The sequence below is a fragment of the Streptomyces sp. GC420 genome, assembly GCF_009916105.1.
Classification (GTDB): Bacteria; Actinomycetota; Actinomycetes; order Streptomycetales; family Streptomycetaceae; genus Streptomyces.
Genome location: NZ_JAAAXQ010000002.1, coordinates 21,350 through 43,905 on the forward strand (window position 1 = coordinate 21,350; position 22,556 = coordinate 43,905).

At 68.2% G+C, this 22,556-nt stretch carries 19 protein-coding genes and 1 pseudogene; 11 read left to right on the forward strand and 9 right to left on the reverse strand.

Going from position 1 to position 22,556, the window contains the following annotated elements:
* The first annotated feature begins 56 nt into the window (after positions 1–56).
* Both GUY61_RS00500 and GUY61_RS41055 read left to right on the forward strand, forming a co-directional pair.
* Positions 57–1,277: a CaiB/BaiF CoA-transferase family protein gene (locus GUY61_RS00500; protein WP_166628007.1), complete on the forward strand. Its 1,221-nt coding sequence runs from the start codon at positions 57–59 to the stop codon at positions 1,275–1,277.
* 25 nt (positions 1,278–1,302) lie between these two features.
* Positions 1,303–2,451 (forward strand): acyl-CoA dehydrogenase family protein, encoded by a 1,149-nt coding sequence (locus tag GUY61_RS41055; protein WP_166628008.1) that lies wholly within the window; start codon positions 1,303–1,305, stop codon positions 2,449–2,451.
* Positions 2,452–2,903: 452 nt separating this feature from the next.
* On the opposite strand, the gene GUY61_RS00510 is transcribed toward GUY61_RS41055, so the two are convergent.
* Positions 2,904–4,718 carry a sigma-54-dependent Fis family transcriptional regulator gene (locus GUY61_RS00510; RefSeq protein ID WP_166628009.1) on the reverse strand — a complete coding sequence of 605 codons (1,815 nt, stop codon included), beginning with the start codon at positions 4,716–4,718 and terminating at the stop codon, positions 2,904–2,906.
* Between the two features lie 21 nt (positions 4,719–4,739).
* Complete coding sequence (locus tag GUY61_RS00515; RefSeq protein ID WP_166628010.1) at positions 4,740–5,816, reverse strand: alcohol dehydrogenase; 1,077 nt, start codon at positions 5,814–5,816, stop codon at positions 4,740–4,742.
* 310 nt (positions 5,817–6,126) lie between these two features.
* Between GUY61_RS00515 and GUY61_RS00520 the strand changes: the two genes are divergently transcribed.
* The 4 genes from GUY61_RS00520 (at position 6,127) to GUY61_RS00535 (ending at position 11,081) form a co-directional block, all read left to right on the forward strand.
* Entirely contained in the window at positions 6,127–7,026 is a 900-nt protein-coding gene (locus GUY61_RS00520; RefSeq protein ID WP_166628011.1) for an alpha/beta hydrolase, read from the forward strand.
* Positions 7,027–7,076: 50 nt separating this feature from the next.
* Positions 7,077–8,666 (forward strand): NAD(P)/FAD-dependent oxidoreductase, encoded by a 1,590-nt coding sequence (locus tag GUY61_RS00525; RefSeq protein ID WP_166628012.1) that lies wholly within the window; start codon positions 7,077–7,079, stop codon positions 8,664–8,666.
* An 84-nt stretch (positions 8,667–8,750) separates the two neighbouring features.
* Entirely contained in the window at positions 8,751–10,226 is a 1,476-nt protein-coding gene (locus GUY61_RS00530; protein WP_166628013.1) for an aldehyde dehydrogenase family protein, read from the forward strand.
* A 102-nt stretch (positions 10,227–10,328) separates the two neighbouring features.
* The gene (locus GUY61_RS00535; protein WP_166628014.1) at positions 10,329–11,081 is read left to right on the forward strand and encodes a glucose 1-dehydrogenase; all 753 of its coding nucleotides are present in this window, start codon (positions 10,329–10,331) and stop codon (positions 11,079–11,081) included.
* A 138-nt stretch (positions 11,082–11,219) separates the two neighbouring features.
* On the opposite strand, the gene GUY61_RS00540 is transcribed toward GUY61_RS00535, so the two are convergent.
* The 3 genes from GUY61_RS00540 to GUY61_RS00550 form a co-directional block, all read right to left on the reverse strand.
* Positions 11,220–12,200: an electron transfer flavoprotein subunit alpha/FixB family protein gene (locus tag GUY61_RS00540; RefSeq protein ID WP_166628015.1), complete on the reverse strand. Its 981-nt coding sequence runs from the start codon at positions 12,198–12,200 to the stop codon at positions 11,220–11,222.
* 62 nt (positions 12,201–12,262) lie between these two features.
* Positions 12,263–13,045: an electron transfer flavoprotein subunit beta/FixA family protein gene (locus tag GUY61_RS00545; protein WP_166628016.1), complete on the reverse strand. Its 783-nt coding sequence runs from the start codon at positions 13,043–13,045 to the stop codon at positions 12,263–12,265.
* Entirely contained in the window at positions 13,042–14,208 is a 1,167-nt protein-coding gene (locus GUY61_RS00550; protein WP_166628017.1) for an acyl-CoA dehydrogenase family protein, read from the reverse strand. The genes GUY61_RS00545 and GUY61_RS00550 overlap by 4 nt, the downstream gene beginning before the upstream one ends.
* Before the next feature lie 630 nt (positions 14,209–14,838).
* Between GUY61_RS00550 and GUY61_RS00555 the strand changes: the two genes are divergently transcribed.
* Together GUY61_RS00555 and GUY61_RS00560 are read left to right on the forward strand one after the other, a co-directional pair.
* Entirely contained in the window at positions 14,839–15,822 is a 984-nt protein-coding gene (locus GUY61_RS00555) for a LysR substrate-binding domain-containing protein (RefSeq protein WP_166628018.1), read from the forward strand.
* A pseudogene (locus GUY61_RS00560) lies at positions 15,812–16,114 on the forward strand (transposase); the annotation flags it as partial. The gene GUY61_RS00555 and the pseudogene GUY61_RS00560, both read left to right, overlap by 11 nt.
* A 162-nt stretch (positions 16,115–16,276) precedes the next feature.
* Here the strand turns inward: GUY61_RS00560 and GUY61_RS00565 are convergent.
* From GUY61_RS00565 to GUY61_RS00575, 3 genes are all read right to left on the reverse strand, one after another.
* Complete coding sequence (locus tag GUY61_RS00565) at positions 16,277–18,646, reverse strand: SpoIIE family protein phosphatase (RefSeq protein WP_166628019.1); 2,370 nt, start codon at positions 18,644–18,646, stop codon at positions 16,277–16,279.
* 321 nt (positions 18,647–18,967) lie between these two features.
* On the reverse strand, positions 18,968–19,186 hold the full coding sequence (locus tag GUY61_RS00570; protein WP_166628020.1) for a hypothetical protein: 219 nt from the start codon (positions 19,184–19,186) through the stop codon (positions 18,968–18,970).
* A complete protein-coding gene (locus tag GUY61_RS00575; RefSeq protein WP_166628021.1) occupies positions 19,165–19,425 on the reverse strand; it encodes a hypothetical protein in 261 nt (86 codons plus the stop codon). Before GUY61_RS00575 ends, GUY61_RS00570 begins: the two co-directional genes overlap by 22 nt.
* On the opposite strand from GUY61_RS00575, the gene GUY61_RS00580 reads away from it, so the two are divergent.
* Positions 19,394–19,993: a hypothetical protein gene (locus GUY61_RS00580; protein WP_166628022.1), complete on the forward strand. Its 600-nt coding sequence runs from the start codon at positions 19,394–19,396 to the stop codon at positions 19,991–19,993. The genes GUY61_RS00575 and GUY61_RS00580 overlap by 32 nt on opposite strands.
* A 36-nt stretch (positions 19,994–20,029) precedes the next feature.
* Here the strand turns inward: GUY61_RS00580 and GUY61_RS00585 are convergent, their stop codons facing one another.
* A complete protein-coding gene (locus tag GUY61_RS00585; protein ID WP_166628023.1) occupies positions 20,030–20,710 on the reverse strand; it encodes a hypothetical protein in 681 nt (226 codons plus the stop codon).
* A gap of 249 nt (positions 20,711–20,959) precedes the next feature.
* Here GUY61_RS00585 and GUY61_RS00590 point away from each other — a divergent pair, with 249 nt between their 5' ends.
* Positions 20,960–21,799: a patatin-like phospholipase family protein gene (locus GUY61_RS00590; protein WP_279576741.1), complete on the forward strand. Its 840-nt coding sequence runs from the start codon at positions 20,960–20,962 to the stop codon at positions 21,797–21,799.
* Positions 21,800–21,983: 184 nt separating this feature from the next.
* On the forward strand, positions 21,984–22,502 hold the full coding sequence (locus GUY61_RS41415) for a lysophospholipid acyltransferase family protein (RefSeq protein WP_166628025.1): 519 nt from the start codon (positions 21,984–21,986) through the stop codon (positions 22,500–22,502).
* Positions 22,503–22,556 lie beyond the last annotated feature (54 nt).

The following is a 22,556-nucleotide window of genomic DNA, read 5'->3' on the forward strand; positions in this document are numbered from 1 at the left end:
ATCATCGGCGCATTAAGTATTGGACGCGCAATAGACGGTTCGCAATCCTTGCAGCCATGACCAACGCGCTCCTTCCCCTTGACGGCATCACCGTGGTCACGCTGGAACAGGCAGTGGCCGCGCCCCTCGCGACCCGTCACCTTGCCGACCTCGGAGCCCGGGTGATCAAGGTCGAGCGGGTCGGAGAGGGTGACTTCGCTCGCAACTACGACCATGAGGTCCACGGATTGGCCTCACACTTCGTGTGGCTCAACCGCGGCAAGGAATCGGTGGCGCTCGACCTCAAGTCGCCCGAGGGTTCCGAACTCGTCCGCCGCCTCGTCGCTCGGGCCGACGTATTCGTCCAGAACGCCGCTCCTGGGGCGGCCGAACGGCTGGGCCTCGGGGGTGAGGAGCTGGTCGCACGGCACCCGCGGCTGGTGGTCGCCGGGATCTCCGGATACGGCACGGGCGGCCCGCTGCGCGACCGCAAGGCCTACGACATGCTGATCCAGGCGGAGACGGGCCTGATCTCGGTCACGGGCACCCCGGAGACCGCCACCAAGACCGGGATCCCCAGTGCCGACATCGCCGCAGGGCTCTACGCGTGCCAGGCGGTCCTGGCCGCGCTGTTGCGTCGGGAGCGGACCGGGCGAGGCGGGGTGGTCGACATCTCGATGTTCGACGCCACCGTGGAATGGCTCGGCCACCCGATGTACATCCAGCTGTACGGCGGCCGGCAGATCCCGCGGATGGGGCTGAGCCACGCCTCGATCGCGCCGTACGACGCATATCCGACCGCCGACGGCCAGATCCTCATCGGTGTGCAGAACGACCGAGGCTGGCAGAGCCTGGTCGGGGACGTGTTCGGGCGGCCGGACCTGGCCGACCACCCGCATCTGGCGACCAACCCGCTCCGGGTGGCTCACCGCGAGGAGTGCGACCGCGTGGTCGCGGAGCAGACCCGCCGCTTCGGCACCGCCGAACTCGAGGCCCGGCTGGCGGCTGCCGGTGTGCCCGCGGCCCAGGTCAACGACATGGCCGGGCTGGTGGCCCATCCTCAGCTGTCGGCTCGGGATCGCTGGCGGCAGGTCGACACGCCGGCCGGACCCATAGCGGGAGTTCTGCCACCCGTGTCCTTCCGCGACGTCGAACTGCCGATGGGCCCTGTCCCCGCTCTCGGCGCTCACACCGACGCGGTGCTCGCCGAGTTGGGCGTGGACGCGGCACGTATCGACCGCCTGGCCGCCGCCGGTGTCGCGGGTCGTCCCGCGCGGGTGCCCGCCACCGCCGAATGAACCACAGACTGGAAGGAACCGCAGCGTGGAACCCGAAGAGTTCACCTCCGTCCTCGATGCCGTCCGTACCTTCGTCCGCAGGGACGTGGTCGCGGCGGAGGAAGAGATCGAGGAAGAGGACCGTATCCCCGGCCGGATCCGGGAGAAGGCGGCCGCCATGGGGCTGTTCGGCTTCGCCATCCCTGAGGAATACGGCGGGCTCGGCTTCTCGATGTCGGAGGAGGTCCGGCTCGTGATGGAGCTGGGATGGACCAGCCCTGCCTTCCGGTCGATGTTCGGCACCAACAACGGCATCGCCGGCCAGGTGCTTGTCAACTGCGGCACCGAGACGCAGAAGAAGAAGTACCTGCCCGGTCTCGCCGGCGGTGACCTCATGGCCTCTTTCGCCCTCACCGAGCCCGAGGCCGGCTCTGACCCCAGCGGCCTGCGGACCCGTGCGGTCCGCCATGGGGACCACTACGTCATCTCCGGGCAGAAGCAGTTCATCACCAACGCGCTTGAAGCGGATCTTCTCATGGTCTTCGCCCGGACCGGTGACGCGGCCCGGGGGATGGACGGCATCTCGGTCCTCATCGTGCCCACCGACACCCCTGGCGTCACCATTGGCCCCAAGAACGCCAAGATGGGGCAACGTGGCGCCGCGACCTCGGAGATCTACTTCGAAGAGGCCCGCGTACCGGCCGAGAACCTCGTCGGAGAGGTCGAGGGGGAGGGGTTTCGAGCCGCGATGCGCTCCCTGGCCAAGGGCCGACTGCACATCGCCGCGCTCACGGTCGGACTGGCGGACCGCCTCATCGACGAGAGCCTGCGCCACGCCACCACCAGCAGCCAGGGTGGCCACAAGCTCACCACGTTCCAGCTTGTCCAGGCCATGCTCGCCGACAGCCAGACCGAGGCATATGCCGGGCGCGCCATGGTGCTTCAGGCCGCGTGCAGCTGGGACGACGGCAGCGACCGGCGACTGGCGCCCTCGTTGTGCAAGCTCTTCTGCACCGAGGCCGTCGGTCGTATCGCGGACCGCGCCGTCCAGATCCACGGCGGTCTGGGTTACATGCGTGGGGTGCCCGTCGAGCGGTTCTACCGCGACGCCCGGCTGTTCCGGCTCTACGAGGGCACCAGCGAGATCCAGCGGCTGATCATCGCCAAGCAGATGGCGAGGAACTTCCCGGTGTAAGCATGTGAAGGGTCGGGCGGCCGCCGATCACCGGCTCGGCGCGCCCGCGAACCCGGCCTGATGTCGGTCAGGCCCTGCTGCCTTGCTGAGCCGACCGACCCCCGAAACTCTGCTGTGGGTGCGCGAGATCTAGCTGCCAGCGGATCCGGCGTCAAGGGTGCCTCGCCCCGATCACGGAGCCACTCCGGACTCCGCCTCCGGCCACCCTCCCGCTGCGAGCGGGACGGGGAGGCCGAGGCCGCCACTGACTGCCGTCGTCCTTCGTCGAGGCGGAGCCGGGCCGGGTGCGAGGGCGGACCACCGTGGACGGCATTGCCGCCGTCGGGACGGCTGCCCGACTGCCGTCGTCGGCGGCCCGTCTCGTCAGGAGCGGTGACGAGCCCCTGCCAGGGTCCCACGACGCCGCGCCCATCTCCCCCGGGTGTCGGCCGGTTGCCGCCCCGCTCGACCGGTCAGCCGCCGGTGATCAAGGGCATCTGATCGTGGCAGTCGAGGTGAAGAGCCTTGATCTTGCGGTACAGCGTGGTCCGCCCTATTCCGAGCAGTACCGCCGCCTTGGAGCGGTTGCCGTCGGCTTCCTGGAGAGCGGCCAGGATGGCCTCGCGTTCGGCCTTTTCGTATCCGGTGAGCTGCCGACCCTGGGCGGCATCGCGGAGCCACAGCGGGAGGTGTTCCAGCTGGATCAGCCAGCCGGGCCTCGCGGCCGCGACATCGGCCATGGCCAGGCGCAGCTCCCGGATGTTGCCGGGCCAGGGGTATGCCATGAGCGCCGCTCGTACGGCAGACGACAGCGTGGTGCCCGCCTTGATGCCTGCCAGGCCGGACAGGATGGCCTGGGCAACGTCGGGAATGTGCTCCTTCATGTGGTAGAGCTCGGGTATGGCCACCGTGATCGCCGTTTGCTTCAGCAGGTCCGCGACGTGCTGTGGCGTCCGCTTGAGGTTGACCGTGAGGATCAGTCGGCCGGGTGCCGGGTCTCGAGGATCCGCGGTGTTGCCGGCGAGGTCGGTCAGGGCCTTGACCTGGTCGACGGAGCCGGCGTCGAGATCCTCCAGATGACGGAGGACGAGATGGCCCCCGCTGGACAGGGTTTGCACGGCATCGGCGAACCACCGGGGGGTGCGTTCGGCGGCGGCGCAGAGGTCGACGACCGTCACAGGATGCTGAGGGCCGAGGGCGGCGATCCCTTGGGACAGACGGAACTTGCCGGTGCCCGGTGCGCCGCCGATGGCGATCGTCCGTGAGGCGTCGAGGGCGTACCGGAGATGCTCGTTGACCGCAGGCACGGGGTGGAGCGATTCGGCCGCATCCGTGCCCCGGCGTGGGGCCCCCCTTCCGAGGCGTACGTCGGGGCGGAACTCGAGCCGGAAGGCATCACCGACGGGGTCGGTGATGCGGTGCGCCACGGCGAGAACGCGCCCGTCCGTCAGATCGAGTTCGATGGTCTGCGGGTCCGTGTCCCAGGACCGGCCGGTCACGGTCGCCCACAGCAGCGGATGGTGTTCCGGCGTGACGAATCGCAGCCCGGCGGGGTTGGCCAGCACCGCGTCGGAGGTCAGGACCACCACTGGCGCCCGGCGCGCCGGGCCTGACCGGGGGGTCAGGGCAGCGAGCAGTGCCCGGTTGCGCCCGCCGTCCAGGTCGGTCATGACCTGTTCGGCCTGCCGGGCGGCATTCGTCGCGAGGGTCAACAACAGCGGGTTGGTGGCCCTGACCGGGCAGGTCAGCGCGATGGAGCCGACCACGCGACCGGTGCCTGGCATCCGGATGGGTGCCCCCGCGCAGGTCAGGGGCCCGAGCAGGTCGTTGTAGTGCTCACCGCCGCGCACCAGGAGCGCGGACTTGTCCTCCAGCACGGTACCGATGGCGTTCGTACCCACGGCGCGCTCGGAGAAGTCGAAGCCCTCGGCCGCACAGGCGTTGTCGAGCTTGCTGCGCTGCGTGACGCTGCCCGCTCGCCGTGACAGGATCCGGCCCTGATGGTCGCTGAGGAAGACCGCGACCCCGAGTCCGTCAAGGTCCGAGCTGAGCCGGTCGAGCACAGGACCGCTCGAGCGGCACAGCAGCTCGGAGCGCCCTTGGGGGTCGAGGTAGCGGAAGGCGACACGGTCGGTGGGCACCGCTTCGCTGGCAGACCGGCGCCAACTGCGCAGGATGACGCTTCGAACCGACCCGGTGGCATCCTCATGGTTCTGCACGCCCTGACGCAGCAACCTGTCGCGCGCTTCGCGCAGCTCTTCCAGATTGGTCGTGGGGAGGTGCTCCATCGCTTCCTCCGACGGCTCAGTTCACCCGGCGACTGTCCGGTCCGCAGACAACACGATCCGCCCGGCGACCTTTCGCTGGACGAGTTGGGCCAGCGAGTCCGCGACGCCGGCTGCGTTCAGCGTACCGCGAATGAGCGGGATACGTGGTAGATTGTTCGTTTTGGCCATGCCGACCAGCTCCTGGAGCTCGGCCAGGGTGCCCACGTAGCTGCCCTGGAGCGTGAGCATCTTCACCGGCAGCAGAGCGGTGGGGATCGTCATCTCTCCGCCGAAGAGTCCGACGTGGACCAGGAGGCCACCCTTCCGGAGTGCGTCGAAGGCATGGATGGCTGTCGATGTCCCGTTGACGAAGTCGATGACGGCTGCGACTGGTTCACCCGCGGCTGCGACGATGTCGGCGGCGAGCGAGGCGGGGTCGGCGAGCACGGTCTTGCCGGCACCCATCTCCAGCGCCAGCTTGAGGTTCCGCTCGGAGAGGTCCACGGCAATGGTGTGCCGATGCCCCCTCGCCTGGAGCATGGCGACGGCGGTCAGTCCGAGCCCGCCGGCGCCGATGACGACGACCGGCTCCTCGGGGTCCACATGGCGCACCTTGTTCACAGCGCTGTACGACGTCAGCCCGGAGCAGGCGAGGGTGGCCGCCCACGCGGGATCGAGCCCACCGATGTCGATCAGGTACTTCTCGTGCGGGACCGAGATGTACTCCGCATAGCCGCCATGGCGCTGCACGCCCAGCATCCGTCCCTTGGTGCAGGCGTTGTCGCGACCGCTGCGGCATGTCGAGCACTCCCCGCATCCTATCCAGGGGAAGACGAGCAGCATCTTCCCGACCAGGTCGGCAGATGCTTCGGGGCCCACGCTCTCGACCACTCCGACGACCTCATGGCCGAGGACCAGGGGATAAGGAACACCCCGGTCCTTGAGCAGCATCATGCCGCGGGTCCCAAGATCGTAGCCGCCCTCGAGCAGGTGGGTGTCGGAATGACAGACGCCGGAGTACAGGACGCGCAGGACGACCTCCGCACCCACCGGCGCAGGAGTCGGGAGCGTGATCTCGGTGATCTCCTTTGTGCCCTCGAGCACTGCGTACGCCTTCATGGTTTCGACCCTCCGTGCGGTGCGCCCCGCTGTGGGGCAGTGTGCCCACGATCACAGCTGGCGATTCAGGAAGTCCAATACATAGTCAGCAGACTATTGATGACGTGATCGCAATAATCGGCTGGTTGAGGGAGTCCCGACCGAGCCGCAGCTGCCAGGGGCTCTCGTGAATTCGGTGTTGCGCCCCGATGTCCGGACGATTGTCCAAGTGTTTCAGATCGGAACAACCCGCCGTAGCGGGGCTGCCGCACGCTGACGCTTGCCAGTCACCCAGATGTCATCTGGGTTCCGTCGTGTGAAAGGCGATCCGATGCCCATCTCTGCCGAAGCCGGCTACCTGGAGGCCCTGTACCGCGATTGGACGGACCGCATGGCCGCGGACCCGCAGATGTCCATCGCCATGCTGCGCAGTCTCTTCGACGAGTGGCACCAGCCCACCCTCGAACCCGAAGGAGTGACCTACCGGTCCGGCGCCGTTGCCGGCGTCGAGGGTATCTGGGCGCTCCCCGTCGACGCGGACGCGTCGAAAGTGATCATGTACACCCACGGCGGGGGATTCTCGGTCGGGTCCGCCGCCAGCCACCGCAAGCTCGCCGGGCATCTGGCCAAGGCCCTGAACACGACAGCCTTCGTCGTCGATTACCGGCGCGCCCCCGAGCACCCCTTCCCCGCACAGATCGAGGACGCCGCTGCGGTCTACCGTGCACTCCTGGACCAGGGGTTCGCTTCCCGGAACGTCCTGACGGCCGGTGACTCGGCCGGCGGCAACCTGGCGATCTCCGTCGTGCTCAGGCTGCGGGACGACGGTGTCCCGCTGCCGGGTGCGGTCATCGCGTTCTCGCCGTGGCTCGACATGGAGCACACCGGGGACACCCTGGTCAGCAACGCGGCGACCGATGGGCTGGTCAGCCGCGAGATCCTCGAAGGAATGTCGGCGATGTTCCTCGGCGAGAGTGGCAAGCCCAACGATCCGCTGGCCAATCCGCTGTACGCCGACTACAGCGGCTTCCCCCGTCTGTACGTCACCGCCGGGTCGGTGGAGACGTTGCTGGACAACGCGACGCGGCTGGCCGACCGCGCGGCCGCGGCCGGTGTCGACGTGACTCTGTCGGTCGTCGACGGCATGCAGCACGTGTTCCCCTTCCTCGCCGGCCGCGCCCCGGAAGCCGACGCGGAGATCGCCCGTATCAGCGACTGGTTCCGCCGATGACCGGCCGCCGACCCGCACGAGAAACGACAAGAGCAGAGGAGACAACTTCCATGGCCACACACCACGATGTCATCGTGATCGGCGCCGGCTTCGGCGGAATGTACGCGCTGAAGAAGTTCCGCGATGATCTGGGCCTCAACGTACGCGTGTTCGACAAGGCGGGCGGCGTAGGGGGTACCTGGTACTGGAACCGGTACCCCGGTGCTCTGTCGGACACCGAGTCGTTCGTCTACTGCTACTCCTGCGACAGGGACCTTCTGCAGGAATGGGACTTCGACACGCGCTATCTCAACCAGCCGCAGATTCTGCGGTACCTCGAGCACGTCGCGGACCGCTGGAAGCTGCGACCCGACATCCAGCTCAACACCGGCATCGCCGCCGCGCACTTCAACGAGGCGGACAACCTCTGGCACGTGCAGACCGACAACGGCGAGCGCCACACCGCCAAGTACCTGGTGACCGCCCTCGGGCTGCTCTCGGCGACCAACCTGCCCAACATCAAGGGCATCGAGACCTTCCAGGGCGACCTCGTGCACACCGGGGCCTGGCCGGACGACCTCGAGCTCGCCGGGAAGCGCGTCGGGATCGTGGGCACGGGATCCACCGGCACGCAGGTCATCACCGCGATCGCGCCCGAGGTGGACCACCTCACCGTCTTCCAGCGCTCCGCGCAGTACACCGTGCCGGTGGGCAACGGCCCGGTCTCGAAGGAGTATGTGGCCCAGGTCAAGAAGGACTACGACGCCATCTGGGCACAGGTACGCGAATCGGCGGTCGCGTTCGGCTTCGAGGAAAGCGACGTCCCCTACGCTTCGGTCTCCCCCGAGACGCGGCAGGCGATCTTCGAGCGGGCCTGGCAGAAGGGGGGCGGCTTCCGCTTCATGTTCGAGACGTTCGCCGACATCGCCACCGACGAAGAAGCGAACAAGGGCGCCCAGGACTTCATCAAGGCCAAGATCGCCCAGATCGTGAAGGACCCCGAGACGGCACGCAAGCTGACGCCGAGGGACTTCTATGCCAAGCGGCCTCTGTGCGACAGCGGCTACTACGCCACCTTCAACCGGGACAACGTGGAGCTGGTCGACGTCAAGGAGAACCCGATCGCGGAGATCACGGCCAAGGGTGTCAGGACCTCGGACGGGGTGGAGCACGAACTCGACACGCTGATCTTCGCGACCGGCTTCGACGCGGTGGACGGCAACTACAAGCGGTTCGACCTTCGCGGGCGCGACGGTCTGGCGATGAAGGACTACTGGCGCGACGGCCCGTCGAGCTACCTGGGGGTGACCGTCGCCAACTTCCCGAACCTGTTCATGGTGCTCGGGCCCAACGGTCCCTTCACGAACCTGCCGCCCTCGATCGAGGCGCAGGTCGAATGGTTCACCGACCTGGTGAAGCACGCAGAGGACACCGGGCTGTCAACGGTGGAGGCCACCGCCGACGCGGAACAGCAGTGGACCGACACCTGTCAGGCGATCGCCAACGCGACCCTGTTCCCCAAGGCGCAGTCGTGGATCTTCGGCGCCAACATCCCCGGCAAGAAGAACACCGTCTACTTCTACCTGGCCGGTCTCGGCGCCTACCGCAAGGTTCTCTCCGACTGCCAGGACGCCAGCTACAAGGGATTCCAGTTCGCCTGACCAGGCTTGTTCGCAGGCCGGGGCCCCACCGGCCTGCGTCGCCAGTCCTTCTCCCCCCCCGTCGCATGTGAGAGGCAGGTTCTCGTGTCCCACACGATCACCGTTCAGTTCCCCGGCACCGAACGCCGCCATACGGTCCACACCGGCATCCATGTCAACGGCGAATGGATCGACCTCCCGGCGACGTTCGACGTGGTCGACCCGGCGACCGGAGTTGCGTTCGCCTCCGTGTCGGACGGCACCGCGGCCCATGCGCAGGCCGCCCTGGACGCGGCGAGTGCCGCCCAGGCATCCTGGGGCGAGATCGCGCCCAGGGCCCGTGCCGACATCCTGCACGCATTCCACCAGTTGCTGGCGGAGCGTGCCGACGCCTTCAGCGACGTCATGGTGCTGGAGTCCGGCAAGCCCCGGGCGGATGCCGAGGGCGAGATGGTGCTCGCTCTTGACTTCGTCAGGTGGCTCGCGGAGAAAGCGGCCCATGTGCACGGTTCCTTCTCCCGGGCCTCCCGCGGCGACTTCCGGATCATCACCACGTTGCAGCCGGTGGGTCCCAGCCTCCTCGTCTCGCCGTGGAACTTCCCTGTCCTGATCCCGGCGCGCAAGGCGGCCGCAGCGCTGGCGGCCGGCTGCACCGCGATCATGAAGCCTGCAGCACAGACGCCGCTGACGTCGGCGCTGCTCATGCAGACGCTCATCGACGCGGGCCTGCCGGCCGGGGTGATGAACCTCGTCCCCACGACCCGGGCGGCCGAGCTGTCCGAGCGGTTGATGCAGGACCGGCGGCTGCGCAAGGTCAGCTTCACCGGATCTGTCGGCGTAGGCTCCCTGATGATGCGGCAGGCATCACGGGAGATCATGAGCGTTCAGCTCGAGCTCGGAGGGAATGGCCCCTTCATCGTCCTGGAGGACGCCGACATCGAGAACGCCGTGGCACAGGCGATCGCGGCCAAGTTCCGCAACGCCGGGCAGGCATGCGTCGCCGCGAACCGGATCATCCTGCACCGGGCCATCGCCGCGGAGTTCACCGAGCGGTTCGTCGACCGCACGCGCGCGCTCGTGGTCGGCCCCGGCCACCGGCCGGGCGTCGACGTCGGGCCGATGATCTCCCAGACCCAGCGGGAAGCCATCGCCGGCACCATCCAAGCGATTGTCGGCGACCACGCCGAGGTACTGCTCGGGGGAAAACCCATCGGCGGCGACGGATACTTCTTCGAACCCACCGTCCTCCAGATGCACGACACCGCGCCGGACTTCTCCTGTCAGGAACTCTTCGCCCCGGTCGCGCCCCTGTTCACCGTCGATTCGGTCGACGAGGCCGTCGCCTTCGCCAACGACACCGACTACGGACTGGCCGGCTACCTGTTCACCACTGACGTCTCACGTGCCGTGACCATCAGTGAAAGGCTCGACGTGGGCATGGTCGGTGTCAACCGTGGCCTCATGGCCGACCCGGCCGCACCGTTCGGCGGCGTCAAGTCCTCCGGTCTCGGTCGAGAGGGTGGCCACCACGCCCTTGATGAATTCATGGAGACCAAGTACATCGCGCTCACCACCGGCTGAGTGACGGGCCCCGGACGGACCGGGTGACGACCGGTTGCTAGGGGCTTCGCACGAGCCGGAGCGCTGTCCGCTGATCCACCTCACACTTTCGAAGGACGAATCATGGCGCATCGACTGGATGGCAAGGTCGCGATCATCACTGGTGCCGCGCGCGGACAAGGCGCGGCGGAGGCACGTCTGTTCGCCGCCGAGGGGGCGTCGCTCGTCATCACCGACATACGCGAAGACGCACTGCGCGCCGTAGAGAAGGAGCTCCAGGACACTGGTGCCGCGGTCGTGGCTGTGCCGCACGACGTCACCGACGAGGCGGCGTGGGGCGATACCGTCAACCGTGCGATCCAGGAGTTCGGCCGCGTCGACATCCTCGTCAACAACGCCGGGATCCTGAGCATGGCCGGGGTCGAGGAGACCTCGCGCGAGCAGTGGGACCGGATCGTGGCCGTCAACCAGACGGGAGTCTGGCTGGGCATGAAGTACGCCGTGCCGGCCATGCGCCGCTCCGGCGGAGGGTCCATCGTCAACGTCTCCTCCATCTACGGCCTGATCGGCAGTGGAGCGGCCGCGGCCTATCAGGCCACCAAGGGGGCGGTCCGTCTCCTCACCAAGACAGCCGCGATCCAGTACGCACCCGAAGGCATCCGCATCAACTCCCTCCACCCGGGTGTCATCGACACAGGCATGGTCGAGGAAGAGGTGCCGGCCGCCTTCCGGCCGGCACTGGTCACCGCCACACCGCTCGGCCGCATGGGCAAGCCCGAAGAGATCGCGTACGGCGCGCTCTTCCTCGCCTCCGAGGAGTCATCGTTCGCGACAGGATCCGAACTGGTCCTGGACGGCGGCTACACGAGCCAGTGACCCGCTGGGCGGCCGGCCGCCACGGATGCGGCCAGGCCGCCGGCCGGCCCTTGCGCTGTGTCCCGGCTGACGGAGTCGGCCGGAGGCAGCCTGAACACCACCGCGGGCGATCGAGGCAGGGTGCCGGGGACTGCCGCCTCAGCGCTGCGAGCCACTCATTTCTCGCGGGTCCTTGATCTCCTCGGTGAGCTGCGGGACGACGTCGAAGAGGTCGCCGACGATGCCGTAGTCGACCAGGTCGAAGATCGGGGCCTCGGGGTCCTTGTTGACGGCCACGATGGTCTTCGAGGTCTGCATGCCGGCACGGTGCTGGATGGCGCCGGAGATGCCGTTGGCGATGTAGAGCTGCGGCGAGACGGACTTGCCGGTCTGGCCGACCTGGTTGGTGTGCGGGTACCAGCCCGCGTCCACCGCGGCGCGCGAGGCGCCGACGGCCGCACCCAGCGAGTCGGCCAGCGCCTCGATGATCGCGAAGTTCTGCGCGCCGCCCACACCACGGCCGCCGGAGACCACGATCGCGGCCTCGGTCAGCTCGGGGCGGCCCGTCGACTCACGCGGCGTACGGCCCGTGACCCTGGTGTCGGTCGCCCTGGCGGAGAACGTCACCGACAGCGCCTCCACCGCACCGGCGGCCGGAGCGGCCTCGACGGCGGCCGAGTTCGGCTTGACCGTGATGACCGGGGTGCCCTTGACGACACGCGAGGTGGTGGTGAACGACGCGGCGAACACCGACTGGGTGGCCACCGGGCCCTCGTCGCCGGCCTCCAGGTCGACGGCGTCGGTGATGATGCCGGAGCCGATGCGCAGCGCCAGACGCGCGGCGATCTCCTTGCCCTCCGCGGAGGACGGGACCAGGACCGCGGCCGGGGAGACCGCCTCGACGGCGGCCTGCAGCGCGTCCACCTTCGGCACGACGAGGTAGTCGGCGTACTCGGCGGCCTCGTGGGTGAGGACGGGGGTCGCGCCGTGCTCGGCCAGCGCGGCGGCGGTGTCGGCGGCGCCGGTGCCCAGCGCGACGGCGACCGGCTCGCCCAGGCGGCGGGCCAGGGTCAGCAGTTCCAGGGTCGGTTTGCGGACCACGCCGTCCGCGTGGTCGACGTAGACGAGGACTTCAGCCATGGGACTTCTTCTCTCCTGCGTAACGAAGTTGAGGGGCGGTCAGCCAGGGGGCAGGCGAGACCTCAGATGAACTTCTGGCTCGCGAGGAACTCGGCGAGCTGCTTGCCGCCCTCGCCCTCGTCGTTGACGATCGTGCCGGCCGTGCGCGCCGGGCGTTGGGCCGCGGTCACGACCTTGGTGTACGCGCCGTCGAGGCCGACCTCCTCGGCCTCGATGTCCAGGTCGGACAGGTCCCAGGACTCCACCGGCTTCTTCTTCGCCGCCATGATGCCCTTGAAGGACGGGTAACGCGCCTCGCCCGACTGGTCGGTGACCGACACGACCGCCGGGAGCCGTGCCTCCAACTGCTCGGAGGCCGCGTCGCCGTCGCGGCGGCCCTTGACGACGCCGTCCTCGACGGACACCTCGGACAGCAGGGTGACCTGCGGGACGCCCAGGCGCTCGGCCAGCAGGGCCGGGACGATGCCGCCGGTGCCGTCGGTGGAGGCCATGCCGGAGACGACCAGGTCGAAGCCGGCCTTCTCGATGGCCTTGGCCAGGACCAGGGAGGTGCCGATGGCGTCGGTGCCGTGCAGGTCGTCGTCCTCGACGTGGATCGCCCTGTCGGCGCCCATGGACAGCGCCTTGCGCAGGGCGTCCCTGGCGTCCTCGGGGCCGACCGTGAGGACGGTGACCTCTACGTCGTCGTCGGAGTTCTCGGAGATCTGCAGCGCCTGTTCGACCGCGTACTCGTCCAGCTCGGAGAGCAGACCGTCCACGTCGTCCCGGTCGACGGTCAGGTCATCGGCGAAGTGCCGGTCGCCAGTGGCGTCGGGCACGTACTTCACGCACACCACGATCTTCATGCGTCGAGTCCTCCTCGCCCGACCAGTTGGCTCGCGATCACGTTCCGTTGAATCTCGTTGGTGCCCTCGCCGACGATCATCAGCGGCGCGTCGCGGAAGTAGCGCTCGACGTCGAACTCGGTCGAGTATCCGTAACCGCCGTGGATGCGCACGGCGTTGAGGGCTATGTGCATTGCTGTCTCGGAGGCGAAGAGCTTCGCCATTCCGGCCTCCATGTCCACCCGGCGCCCCGCGTCCGCTTCCCGGGCCGCGTGCAGGGTCAGCTGCCGGGCCGCAGTCAGGGAAGTCGCCATGTCTGCCAGGTAGTTGCCGATGGACTGGTGCTGCCAGATCGGCTTTCCGAACGACTCGCGCTCCCGAGCGTAGGCGAGCGCGTCCTCCAGCGCCGCCCGGCCGACGCCGAGGGCACGGGCGGCGACCTGCAGCCGCCCGGTCTCCAGGCCCTTCATCATCTGCGCGAACCCCCTGCCCACGGCTCCGCCGAGCACGGCATCCGCCGTAGCCTGGTAGTCCTCGAAGGACAGCTCGCAGCTCTCCACGCCCTTGTAGCCGAGCTTGGGCAGGTCGCGGGAGACGGTCAGGCCGGTGCCGTGCTCGACGAGGAGGATCGACATGCCCTTGTGCGCGGGACTCGCCTCCGGATCCGTCTTGCACAGCAGTGCGATCAGCTGTGAGCGACGGGAGTTGGTGATCCAGGTCTTCGCACCGTTGATGACATAACCGTCGGCGTCTCTACGGGCCACCGTGCGCATGGCTTGCAGATCGGATCCGCCTCCCGGCTCGGTCAGGGCCATCGTCGCGCGGATCTCGCCGGTGGCCATCTTCGGCAGGTAGTGCCTCCTCTGCTTCTCGGTGCCGAAGTGCAGCAGCAGTTTGGCGACGACCGTGTGGCCACCCATTGCTCCGGCCAGGCTCATCCAGCCGCGTGCCAGCTCCTCGGTGATCAGCACGTAACAAGGGGTCGAGACGCGGGTGCCGCCGTATTCCCCGGGGACCGCGAGACCGAACACGCCGAGCTGCTTCATCTGCTCGATGAGTGCCTCGGGGTAGACGTCCGCGTGCTCCATCTCCCGGACGACCGGCTTCACCTCCTTGTCCACGAAGTCGTGCACCGTCCTGACAATCAGCTGCTCGTCCTCGGAAAGTATGTCGAGAGTGCTCATGGCGCGACGCTCCTCGCAGTGTCCTGGTATTGGCGCAGGCGGGTGATTCGGTCAAGTCCTCGGCGCGCGGACCCGGCCGCGCCGGCATTCCGGTCCGGCCCGGTGAATCCCCGCAGGCTCGTCCGGGGCAGGGACCCGACCGAGGAGGGACGAAGCGGCCGAGCACGGCGACGTCGGTCTCGCCGAAGCGAGCGCCCACGACCGCTGCGGCTCCAGGCGGAGCGGATCGCAGTCGAACACGGGCAGGAAGCCTGCCCTCGAGGAGCTCGGACGCTGGAAGGAGCGGCGGGTGCGGCACGATCCCTGCGCGCTCGGCCCGGATCGTGAGCTGCCGCCCGATGCGATCGATCACCGGCGTACTGGATGTCGCACCAGCGCCCAGCTTTCGACCGCTCGAACGTCCAGGTCGGCTGGCTGCCACGTGACAAAGGGGCGGCAGCCTGCCGCCCGACACCTGTGGCGGTGCGACCGGTGGCTGCCAGCTCCTCAAGGTGCTCACCCATGACTGACCTCCAGGGGTGCGATCCTGCACCCGCACAGCCATGATGAGACATCATGTATCGTCGCGAGAAATAGCAATTTGCTATGGGGCGTATGCCGCTGTGCGAATGCATCGAAAGGCGGGGTGCTGTGGACCTCAAGCAGCTCAAGGCGATCGTGGCCGTGGCGGAGGTGGGAAGCGTGACGCGGGCCGCGGAATGCCTGCACCTGGTGCAGCCCGCGGTCACCCGCCAGATCCGCAACCTGGAACGGGAACTCGGCATCCCTCTCTTTGAGCGCACAAGCCAAGGCATGCGTCCCACCGAGGCTGGAGGGATCATGGTCGACCGCGCTCGGCGCGCGCTCAACGAGTTGGAGCGGGCCCGTGCAGAGGTTCAGCCGACCCCCGGGGTCGTGTCCGGCATCGTGACGGTCGGCCTGCTGGAAAGCACCAGCGATCTGCTGGCCGAGCCGCTCGTGACGGCCGTCGCCCGTAACCACCCCACCGTAGAACTGCGCCTGATGACCGCCTACTCGGGTCATCTGCAGCAGTGGCTCGACGCCGGGGATCTGGACCTCACCCTGCTGTACAACCTGGACAGCACGCCCTCGTTCAACGCCAGACCGCTGGTCCGAGAGCGCCTCTGGGCCGTAGCTCCCCCCTCAACCGGACTCCGAGCCGACCACCCGGTGTCGTTCGCGGAAGTGGCGAAGCACCCGCTGATCATGCCCGCCCCGGGCCACGCACTGCGAAGTCTCATCGATGCGGAAGCGATCCGGGCGGAAGCCGACCTGTCCGTCGCGGTACAGACCAACTCGATGCGCGTACAGAAGCAGCTGGTCCTGGCGGAGCACGGATGGACGATTCTGCCCGGCTCGGGCGTCGCCGAAAGTGTCGCGCGGGGCTCCGTGAGCGCCGCGCCGATCAGCGAACCCGACGTATGGCGATCGATCGTCCTTGTCGCACCGAGGTTCGTGCGCACACCACCCGCCGTGGAGGTGGTCGCTGGCGAGTTGGCCCGCCAGGCCGTCTCAGCGGTGGATCAGGGCAGGTGGCTCTCAGCGGAGTTCGGGACTGCAAATCGTTCGTTCGGTGTAACTCCCGATCAGGGAGGATGCACTGATGACCAGTGAGAACGTGACCGAGGCTGAGACCGCCGAGCAGTCCGAAGCGAATCCGTCGAAGGCGGTGGACGACCGGCCGGCCGATGAGCTGGTCTCCCGCGCCCAGGACGAGGGCCTTCAGCTGACCGGCGAGGGCGGGCTGCTGCACAGATGACCAAGCGGCTGCTGCAGTCCGCCCTGGAGGGCAAGATCACCGACCATCTCGGGCCATGACAAGCACGACCCGGCCGGGAAGAACGGCGGCAACTTCCGCAACGGCACCCGTGCGATGACCGTTCTGACGGAGGCCGGGCCGGTGGAGAGCAGGCTTCACCCTGCTTCGTCACCGAATTCCCCTCGGATAGCGTCACCCTCCGCTACCGTCGCGTGTGAGACGGGGCCGTTCGGTTGGCAGTCCCGTGCACTTCGGCATGTGGATCTCCACGGTCGTCGGAGAACCTGATGCCAACGCTGGTCGTCGGTTTCAGGCCCGGGCAGGGAGGGGCTGTTCGGCCCAGATGGTCTTGCCCTGTCGGGCGTGACGGGTACCCCATCGCTGTGTGAGCTGGGCGACCAGCAGAAGGCCGCGGCCGTTCTCGTCGAAGGTCCGGGCCCGCCGCATGTGAGGCGTCGTACTGCTGGCGTCGGTCACCTCGCATATCAGGGTGCGGTTACGTATGAGCCTCAGCCTGATGGGCGGCCGACCGTGGCGGATGGCGTTGGTGACGAGCTCGCTGACCACAAGTTCGGTGACGTAGGTTTCCTCATCCAGTCCCCATTTCCCCAACTGGGTGGATGCCCATGCCCGAGTCCGAGCGACGGCGGCGGGGTCGGCGGGGATGTCCAAGGCCGCAACCTGGGACGGGTCCAAGGCGAAGGTGCGTACCAGTAGCAGCGCGGCGTCATCGTCGGCGCGGGTGGGAAGCAGCGCCTGCAGCACGGTGTCGCCGATGGCGTCCAGTGACCCAGTGGCCCGGACCAGTGCGTGGCACAGCAGGTCGACGCCCTCATCGAAGTCGCGGTCACGGGTCGTGACCAGTCCATCCGTGTACAGAGCCAACAAGCTGCCCTGAGGCAGACTGACCACAGCGGTCTCGAAGGGCAGGCCACCCAGGCCGAGCGGCGGGCCGACGGGCATCTCGACCAGGCCGACGTCGCCGTCGGGCGTGACCAGGGCAGGCTGCGGGTGGCCGGCGCTGGCGAAGGCGCAGCGACGGGAGACGGGGTCGTAGACCGCATACAGGCAGGTTGCGCCGATGTCTCCACCGCGTTCAGAGGCGGCCTCGACGGACAGGCGTATGACCAGGTCATCCAGGTGAGTGAGCAATTCGTCCGGGGGAAGGTCGAGGTCAGCGAGAGTATGCACCGCAGTGCGCAGCCGGCCCATGGTGGCCGCGGCTTGGATGCCGTGGCCGACGACGTCCCCCACCACGAGGGCGACCCTTGTGCCGGACAGCGGGATGACATCGAACCAGTCGCCACCGACGTCGGTCCCGGAGCCGGCCGGCAGGTAACGGGACGCGGTCTCCAGGCCCCCTTCGTCGGGGAGTGTCTGCGGCAGCAGGCTCTGCTGCAGGGCCTCGGCGGTGATGCGCTCACGGGTGTAGCGGCGGGCATTGTCGATGCATACGGCTGCCCGCGCGGTGATCTCCTCGGCCAGCATCAGGTCGTCCCCTTCGAAGGGCTCCGGCCGCTGGTTACGAAAGAACAGAGCGACACCGAGCGTGGCACTCCGTGCCCGGATCGGTACGGTCATGGACGAATGGAAACCGTGCTTGCGCATCCAGTCGGCCTGGGCGGAGCCCCACTGGCCGAGGGCGGCATCGGTCAGCGCATGGATGGCCGACCGACCCGTGGCCAGACACTCGGCCGGAGGGGAGGAAACCGGGTGGACGACCTCCAGCGCCGCCGACCCGGCCTCGGGGCGGCCCTCGAAGGCGCACTGCCAGGCGGCGTGGCGCAGGGCGATCGGGCTGGATTGCCTACCGGCGGGCGGCTCCTCACCCTGGTCGAGGGAGGCGAACAACTCGACGGATACGTAGTCCGCGAGCCGAGGGACAGCCACGCCGGTCAGTTCCTGCGCGGTGCGTGTGATGTCCAGGGCGCTTCCGATTCGGGTACTGGCCTCATTGAGCAGCAGCAACCGCTGACGAGCCTGGTACTGCTCGGTCGTGTCCCGTGCCTCGAACCCCACACCCATCGGTTGGCCGGCCGGGTCCCTCAGCAATGCCAGAGAGACCGACCAGGCGTGCTCATACGCCTCTCCCGGAACGCGCAGAAAGTACTCCAGGTGCTCCTGCCTCTCACCGGTCTCCAGCACCCGGCGCATAACCCGCTCGGCCTCCTCGAGACCCGGATCCGGAACGATCTCTGGTAGCCGCAGTCCGCGCATCTGGGCCGTCGTGAGGGCGACTGCTTGCTCCGTGTCGGCGTTCGCCCGCTCCAGCCGCAGATCCGTGTCGAAGAGTGCCAGGATGCTCGGGGCCTGGACGAACCCCTGCTCCACCATCGCCTCAGCCAGGGGTGCCTGCGACTTGCCTGCGCCGGGGGAAACCAACAGCCACTCCGACGCTTTCCCGCGGTCTGCCGTCCGCCGAAGAACCTGCACGCTCAGATCCATGCAGCGGCCGTTCCGGTGCCGTACTGCCACACGTCCGCGCCAGCTGTTCTGGTAGCCCAGGGATCCCTTCACCTGCTCGATGACACGCTCGGCGAGCAGCAGGGCTGCCGCGTCCCGTCCGATGATCTCCTCAGCCCGGTAGCCGAGCAGTTGCCGTGCCCCTTCACTCCACCCAGTCACGATCCCCTGGGCATCGAGGGTGGCCGTGGCGGGGTGGGGGAGGCGGATGGCCATCAAGAGCCATCCTGGTGGTTTCCGGGAGTAGCGCTGTGATGCGCCATCGCGCACCTCCTCTTGCCGACCCCTGGCGGTGTGGCACATGGTCACAGGTCGTGTGGACGACGCAATCCCCGGGCCCGGCGTCACGCAATTCCCCAGGCCCTGTCCTGGTTCATGTCTACTTGATGGAGGGCCTATTTGTCTTGTCGGGGCCGCCTCCTCCCTGAGTTCCGCGGTTGGTGGGCGCGCGGATGTGTCGAAAACGGCGGTTGATCTGCGGAAACGTCGAGAGATCGGCTGCGGAGGCGTGTGCCCACGCGGTCGCGTTGCGGCTGCTCAGGCGGGGTCTGCGGCGGTGATCCGGGGCGGCGGCTTGATGCCGCAGTCGGGGTAGGGGGTGGCCTGCTCGCTGTTCAGCGGGGTGGTCTGGGTGATCTGTCCGGCGTCGCCGGCGAGGGTGAACTCGTGGACGCGGCCGAGCTGGGTGCTGATCCGGTTCCGGGTCTGGCCGGTGCGGCGTTCGGCGACGCGGATCAGCAGCGGGGGAGCCAGCACGGCAGTACGTAGGCGCGGATGCGGTGTTCGAGGCGGTGGAAGACCAGTCGTAGTTCCAGCACCGTTTTCAGATCGTAGAATCCGCGCTCGGCTTCCAGGAGCGCCTTGTAGCCGACCGCGATATCCTCGGTACTCAGGTGCGGGTCGGAGCTGGTCAGCAGGTACTTGCCGTCCAGCCGTTCCTCCGCCTTGATCTTGGTGCGGTCGATGGCCAGCCGTCCGTTCTTCGATGTCCTCAACCACCGCTTCAGGGTGGGGTGTTCGATCAACGCGCATTCGGCGCGCATGTGGGCGGCCGCGGCCCGCTCTCGCGTTTCCGGTGGTGGCGCGCTTGGCATCGCGCTCGCGCTGGGACCGGATCCGCTCGAGTTCAGCCTCGATCCGCTTGATGGCCTCGTCGCGGTGGTGGCGGTCGCGCTCTTCCTGGGCGGGGTTGTGGCAGATGACGAAGCGCCGTCTCGGGGCATGGTCGAGCTTGACCTCCTTGACACGCAGGTTGCCGCGGATCTGCTGGTAGCGGCCCTGCCGGGCGAGTACGGCCTCGACCAGGTCACCGCCGGTACGCATGTGCATCTCGGCGATGTAGTGGCCACCGGCACGGGTGAGGCAGGCCAGGTTGTCCGCGGAGGAGAAACGGCGGTCGACCACGGTGATCACGAGGTCGAGCCTCCAGTCGCGAATGTCGTCCTTGGCCCGCGGCAGGATCGCCTGGTCGCTGGTCCCGTCGGCCATACCCAGCACCGGACCGGGACACCCTCCTTGGTGACGGCCAGCCCGATGGTGATCTGCGGCAGGTCGTCGCGGTGATCCTTGCTCTTGCCATACGTGCTGTGAGCGATCACGTCAATTTTGTGATCGCTCACACGTGCGGAACGGCGCCTCGCCCGCGTCGGGCTCGTCGCGTTCGAAGTAGGTGTTCATGGTATGGAAGAACAGCAGGTCGACCTCGAGGTTGAGGAGGTTGGCGACCGCGAAGAACACCGCTTCTTGCACTTCCGCCTGGGCGTCGGCCTCCACCGGCAGGTCCATGGCTCGGTATGCCTGGTCCTCGTCTATCGCCTCCAGACCGGGTATCACCGCGTCACGGCCGGCCCACTCGGCCGCCGACAGCTTCGAGGCCGGTGCGATGGCACGGTTGGCGACCAGCGTGAACAGCACCCGCTCGACGTCGGTACGGAACCGGCGCATGCTGAGGATCTTCTTCAGCGCTTGGTCGATCTCCAACTGCCGCCACAGGCCCTGAGAAGCCAGACCGCTCCCAGCGGGCGCGAGCCGGTCACCTCCGGCAGCCGGTGTGGTCGCGTCAGCGCCGTCCTCGCCGAGGTAGCGGTTGGCCGAGGCGACCAGACGACGCAAACCGTCGGTGTCCGGGTGGTCCTCGCGGCCGAAGTTGTGCACCATATCGGCCCGCGTAGTGCCGTTGACCCGCCGCTTGTACGCGAGTTGGACACAGCGGACCGTCGTGCCGCTCTTGTTCTCCCGCCGAGTGGTCCGCAGGTACATGCCCAGAGCGTCAACGGTCATAGCAGGAAGATCAATATGCCACGGAAGAGACGTGTGCCCACACCTTTCACGGGTCGCGCGTACCCGCAAAACGGTGACCTGCGCAGACACTGCTCAACGCACCCGTTATATGCCTACGAACTGCGGAACTCAGGGTCTACGCAGGCCCGAGACTCACCCCCGCCACAGTAACTGATAGTCTACTATCGCATCGATAGCGAGCTATCAGTTTGCCGTCGAGTCGGCGAGCGGAGAAGCGCTCGCATGAGGATGAGGGGAGGGCATTCCGTGGACGCATCCCGTACGGAGACGATCGAAGCTGCGAGTCCAAGACCAGGAGCCTCCGAGGTCTGGGGCCTCGCGCTCTCGAGTGGGGCGGCACGAGGAGCTGCTCATGCCGGCGCTCTGCTGGCGTTGGCTGAGTACGGGGTCGACACCGAGATCGTCGTGGGGACGAGCGTGGGGGCGCTCATAGGCGGTGCGTGGTCAGCGGGGCTGTCAGCGGCGAAGATCGCCGAGCGTATCGAAGCCGTGACCTGGTCGGACTTCGGGAGCCTCCGACCGAGCCGGCGGATCGCACTGATTGAGACGACCGCTCTGAGGGCAAACTTGCACTGGATCTTCCAGCGCCGTCACGTCGAGGACCTTCCACGCCGCTTCGCGGCCGTGGCGACCGATGTGCGCACCCGCCGGGCAGTCCTGCTGGACCGGGGCTCCGCCGCCACGGCGGTCGAGGCGTCGGTCGCAGTCCCCGGCATGTTCCCTCCGGTGCGCGTCGGCGACAGGGTACTTGTCGACGGTGCGCTGAACTCGCAGCTGCCTGTCTGGGCCGCGCGCCGACTCGGCGCCACGCGGACGATCGGTGTCCGGCTGCGGGTACCGACCTCTCGGAGCGGCCGCTCGGCCCTTCAGCGAGCGGTTCTTCCGCCGGCGGAGATCATACAGCCGGATATCGAGATCGTCATCGACACCGACGGGCATTCCTCCTGGTCCTCACGGGATGTGCCCCGGCTCATGGCCCTCGGGTACGACGCGGCCTCTCGCCAACTACACGCGTGCGCCCAGGAGATGGACCTCACGTCGATGCGGGTCGCCGGTGTCCGGCGCTGAGACGGGGTTCCCGGAGGCGCGGCGTCCTCACGGAGGATCGCGGCGCGACGTCGACCCGCTCGAGTGTCTTGCCGCCCGGGTGCTGCGACGCGGCGCCGGTGCCCTGATCGCGCTTGGTGTGCGAGGAGTCGCCCGGCTGGAGACTTCCGGGCTCGAGGAGTGCGGTGATCTGGGGAAGGGCCCTGTGATCGTCATCAATCACCGCAGCTTCTTCGACCCGCTGGTGGTCGTGACGCTGTGCCGCAGGTACGGTGTCTGGCCGTACACGCTTGCCCGGGAGGACTTCTTCGACAAGCCCCTGAGTCGTACGGTCCTTCGTGTACTCCGGGCGATCCCCGCCCTTCGAGGGCGCTCGGCCCTGGGCGGACTGCGCCGAGCAGAGCGTCTGCTCGCACAGGGCCAGGTCGTGGTGATCGCTGCGGAAGGGCGTATCGTCCCCGATCACGAGCGTCCCGACGGCATCGGCGAGCTTCGTGGTGGGGCTGCCTGGCTCGCGTACCGCACCTCCGAGATGGTGGTGCTCACCCTGACCGGAACGGACGACGTGTGGCCGGTCGAGCGCACGCTGCCGCGGTGGAAAACGCTGGACCGGCCGATCGTCACCGTTCGCGCACGCCGAGTCCCCCTCGATCCGGGCCTGCGCGGCCGCTCGATCACCACTGTCATCCGCGCGACGATGTCCGAACTCATCGACGACGCCTGATCCGTGCCGGCCGTGCCGCGCACGTGTGGCAGAGCGCGACGGCGCTCGGCGCAC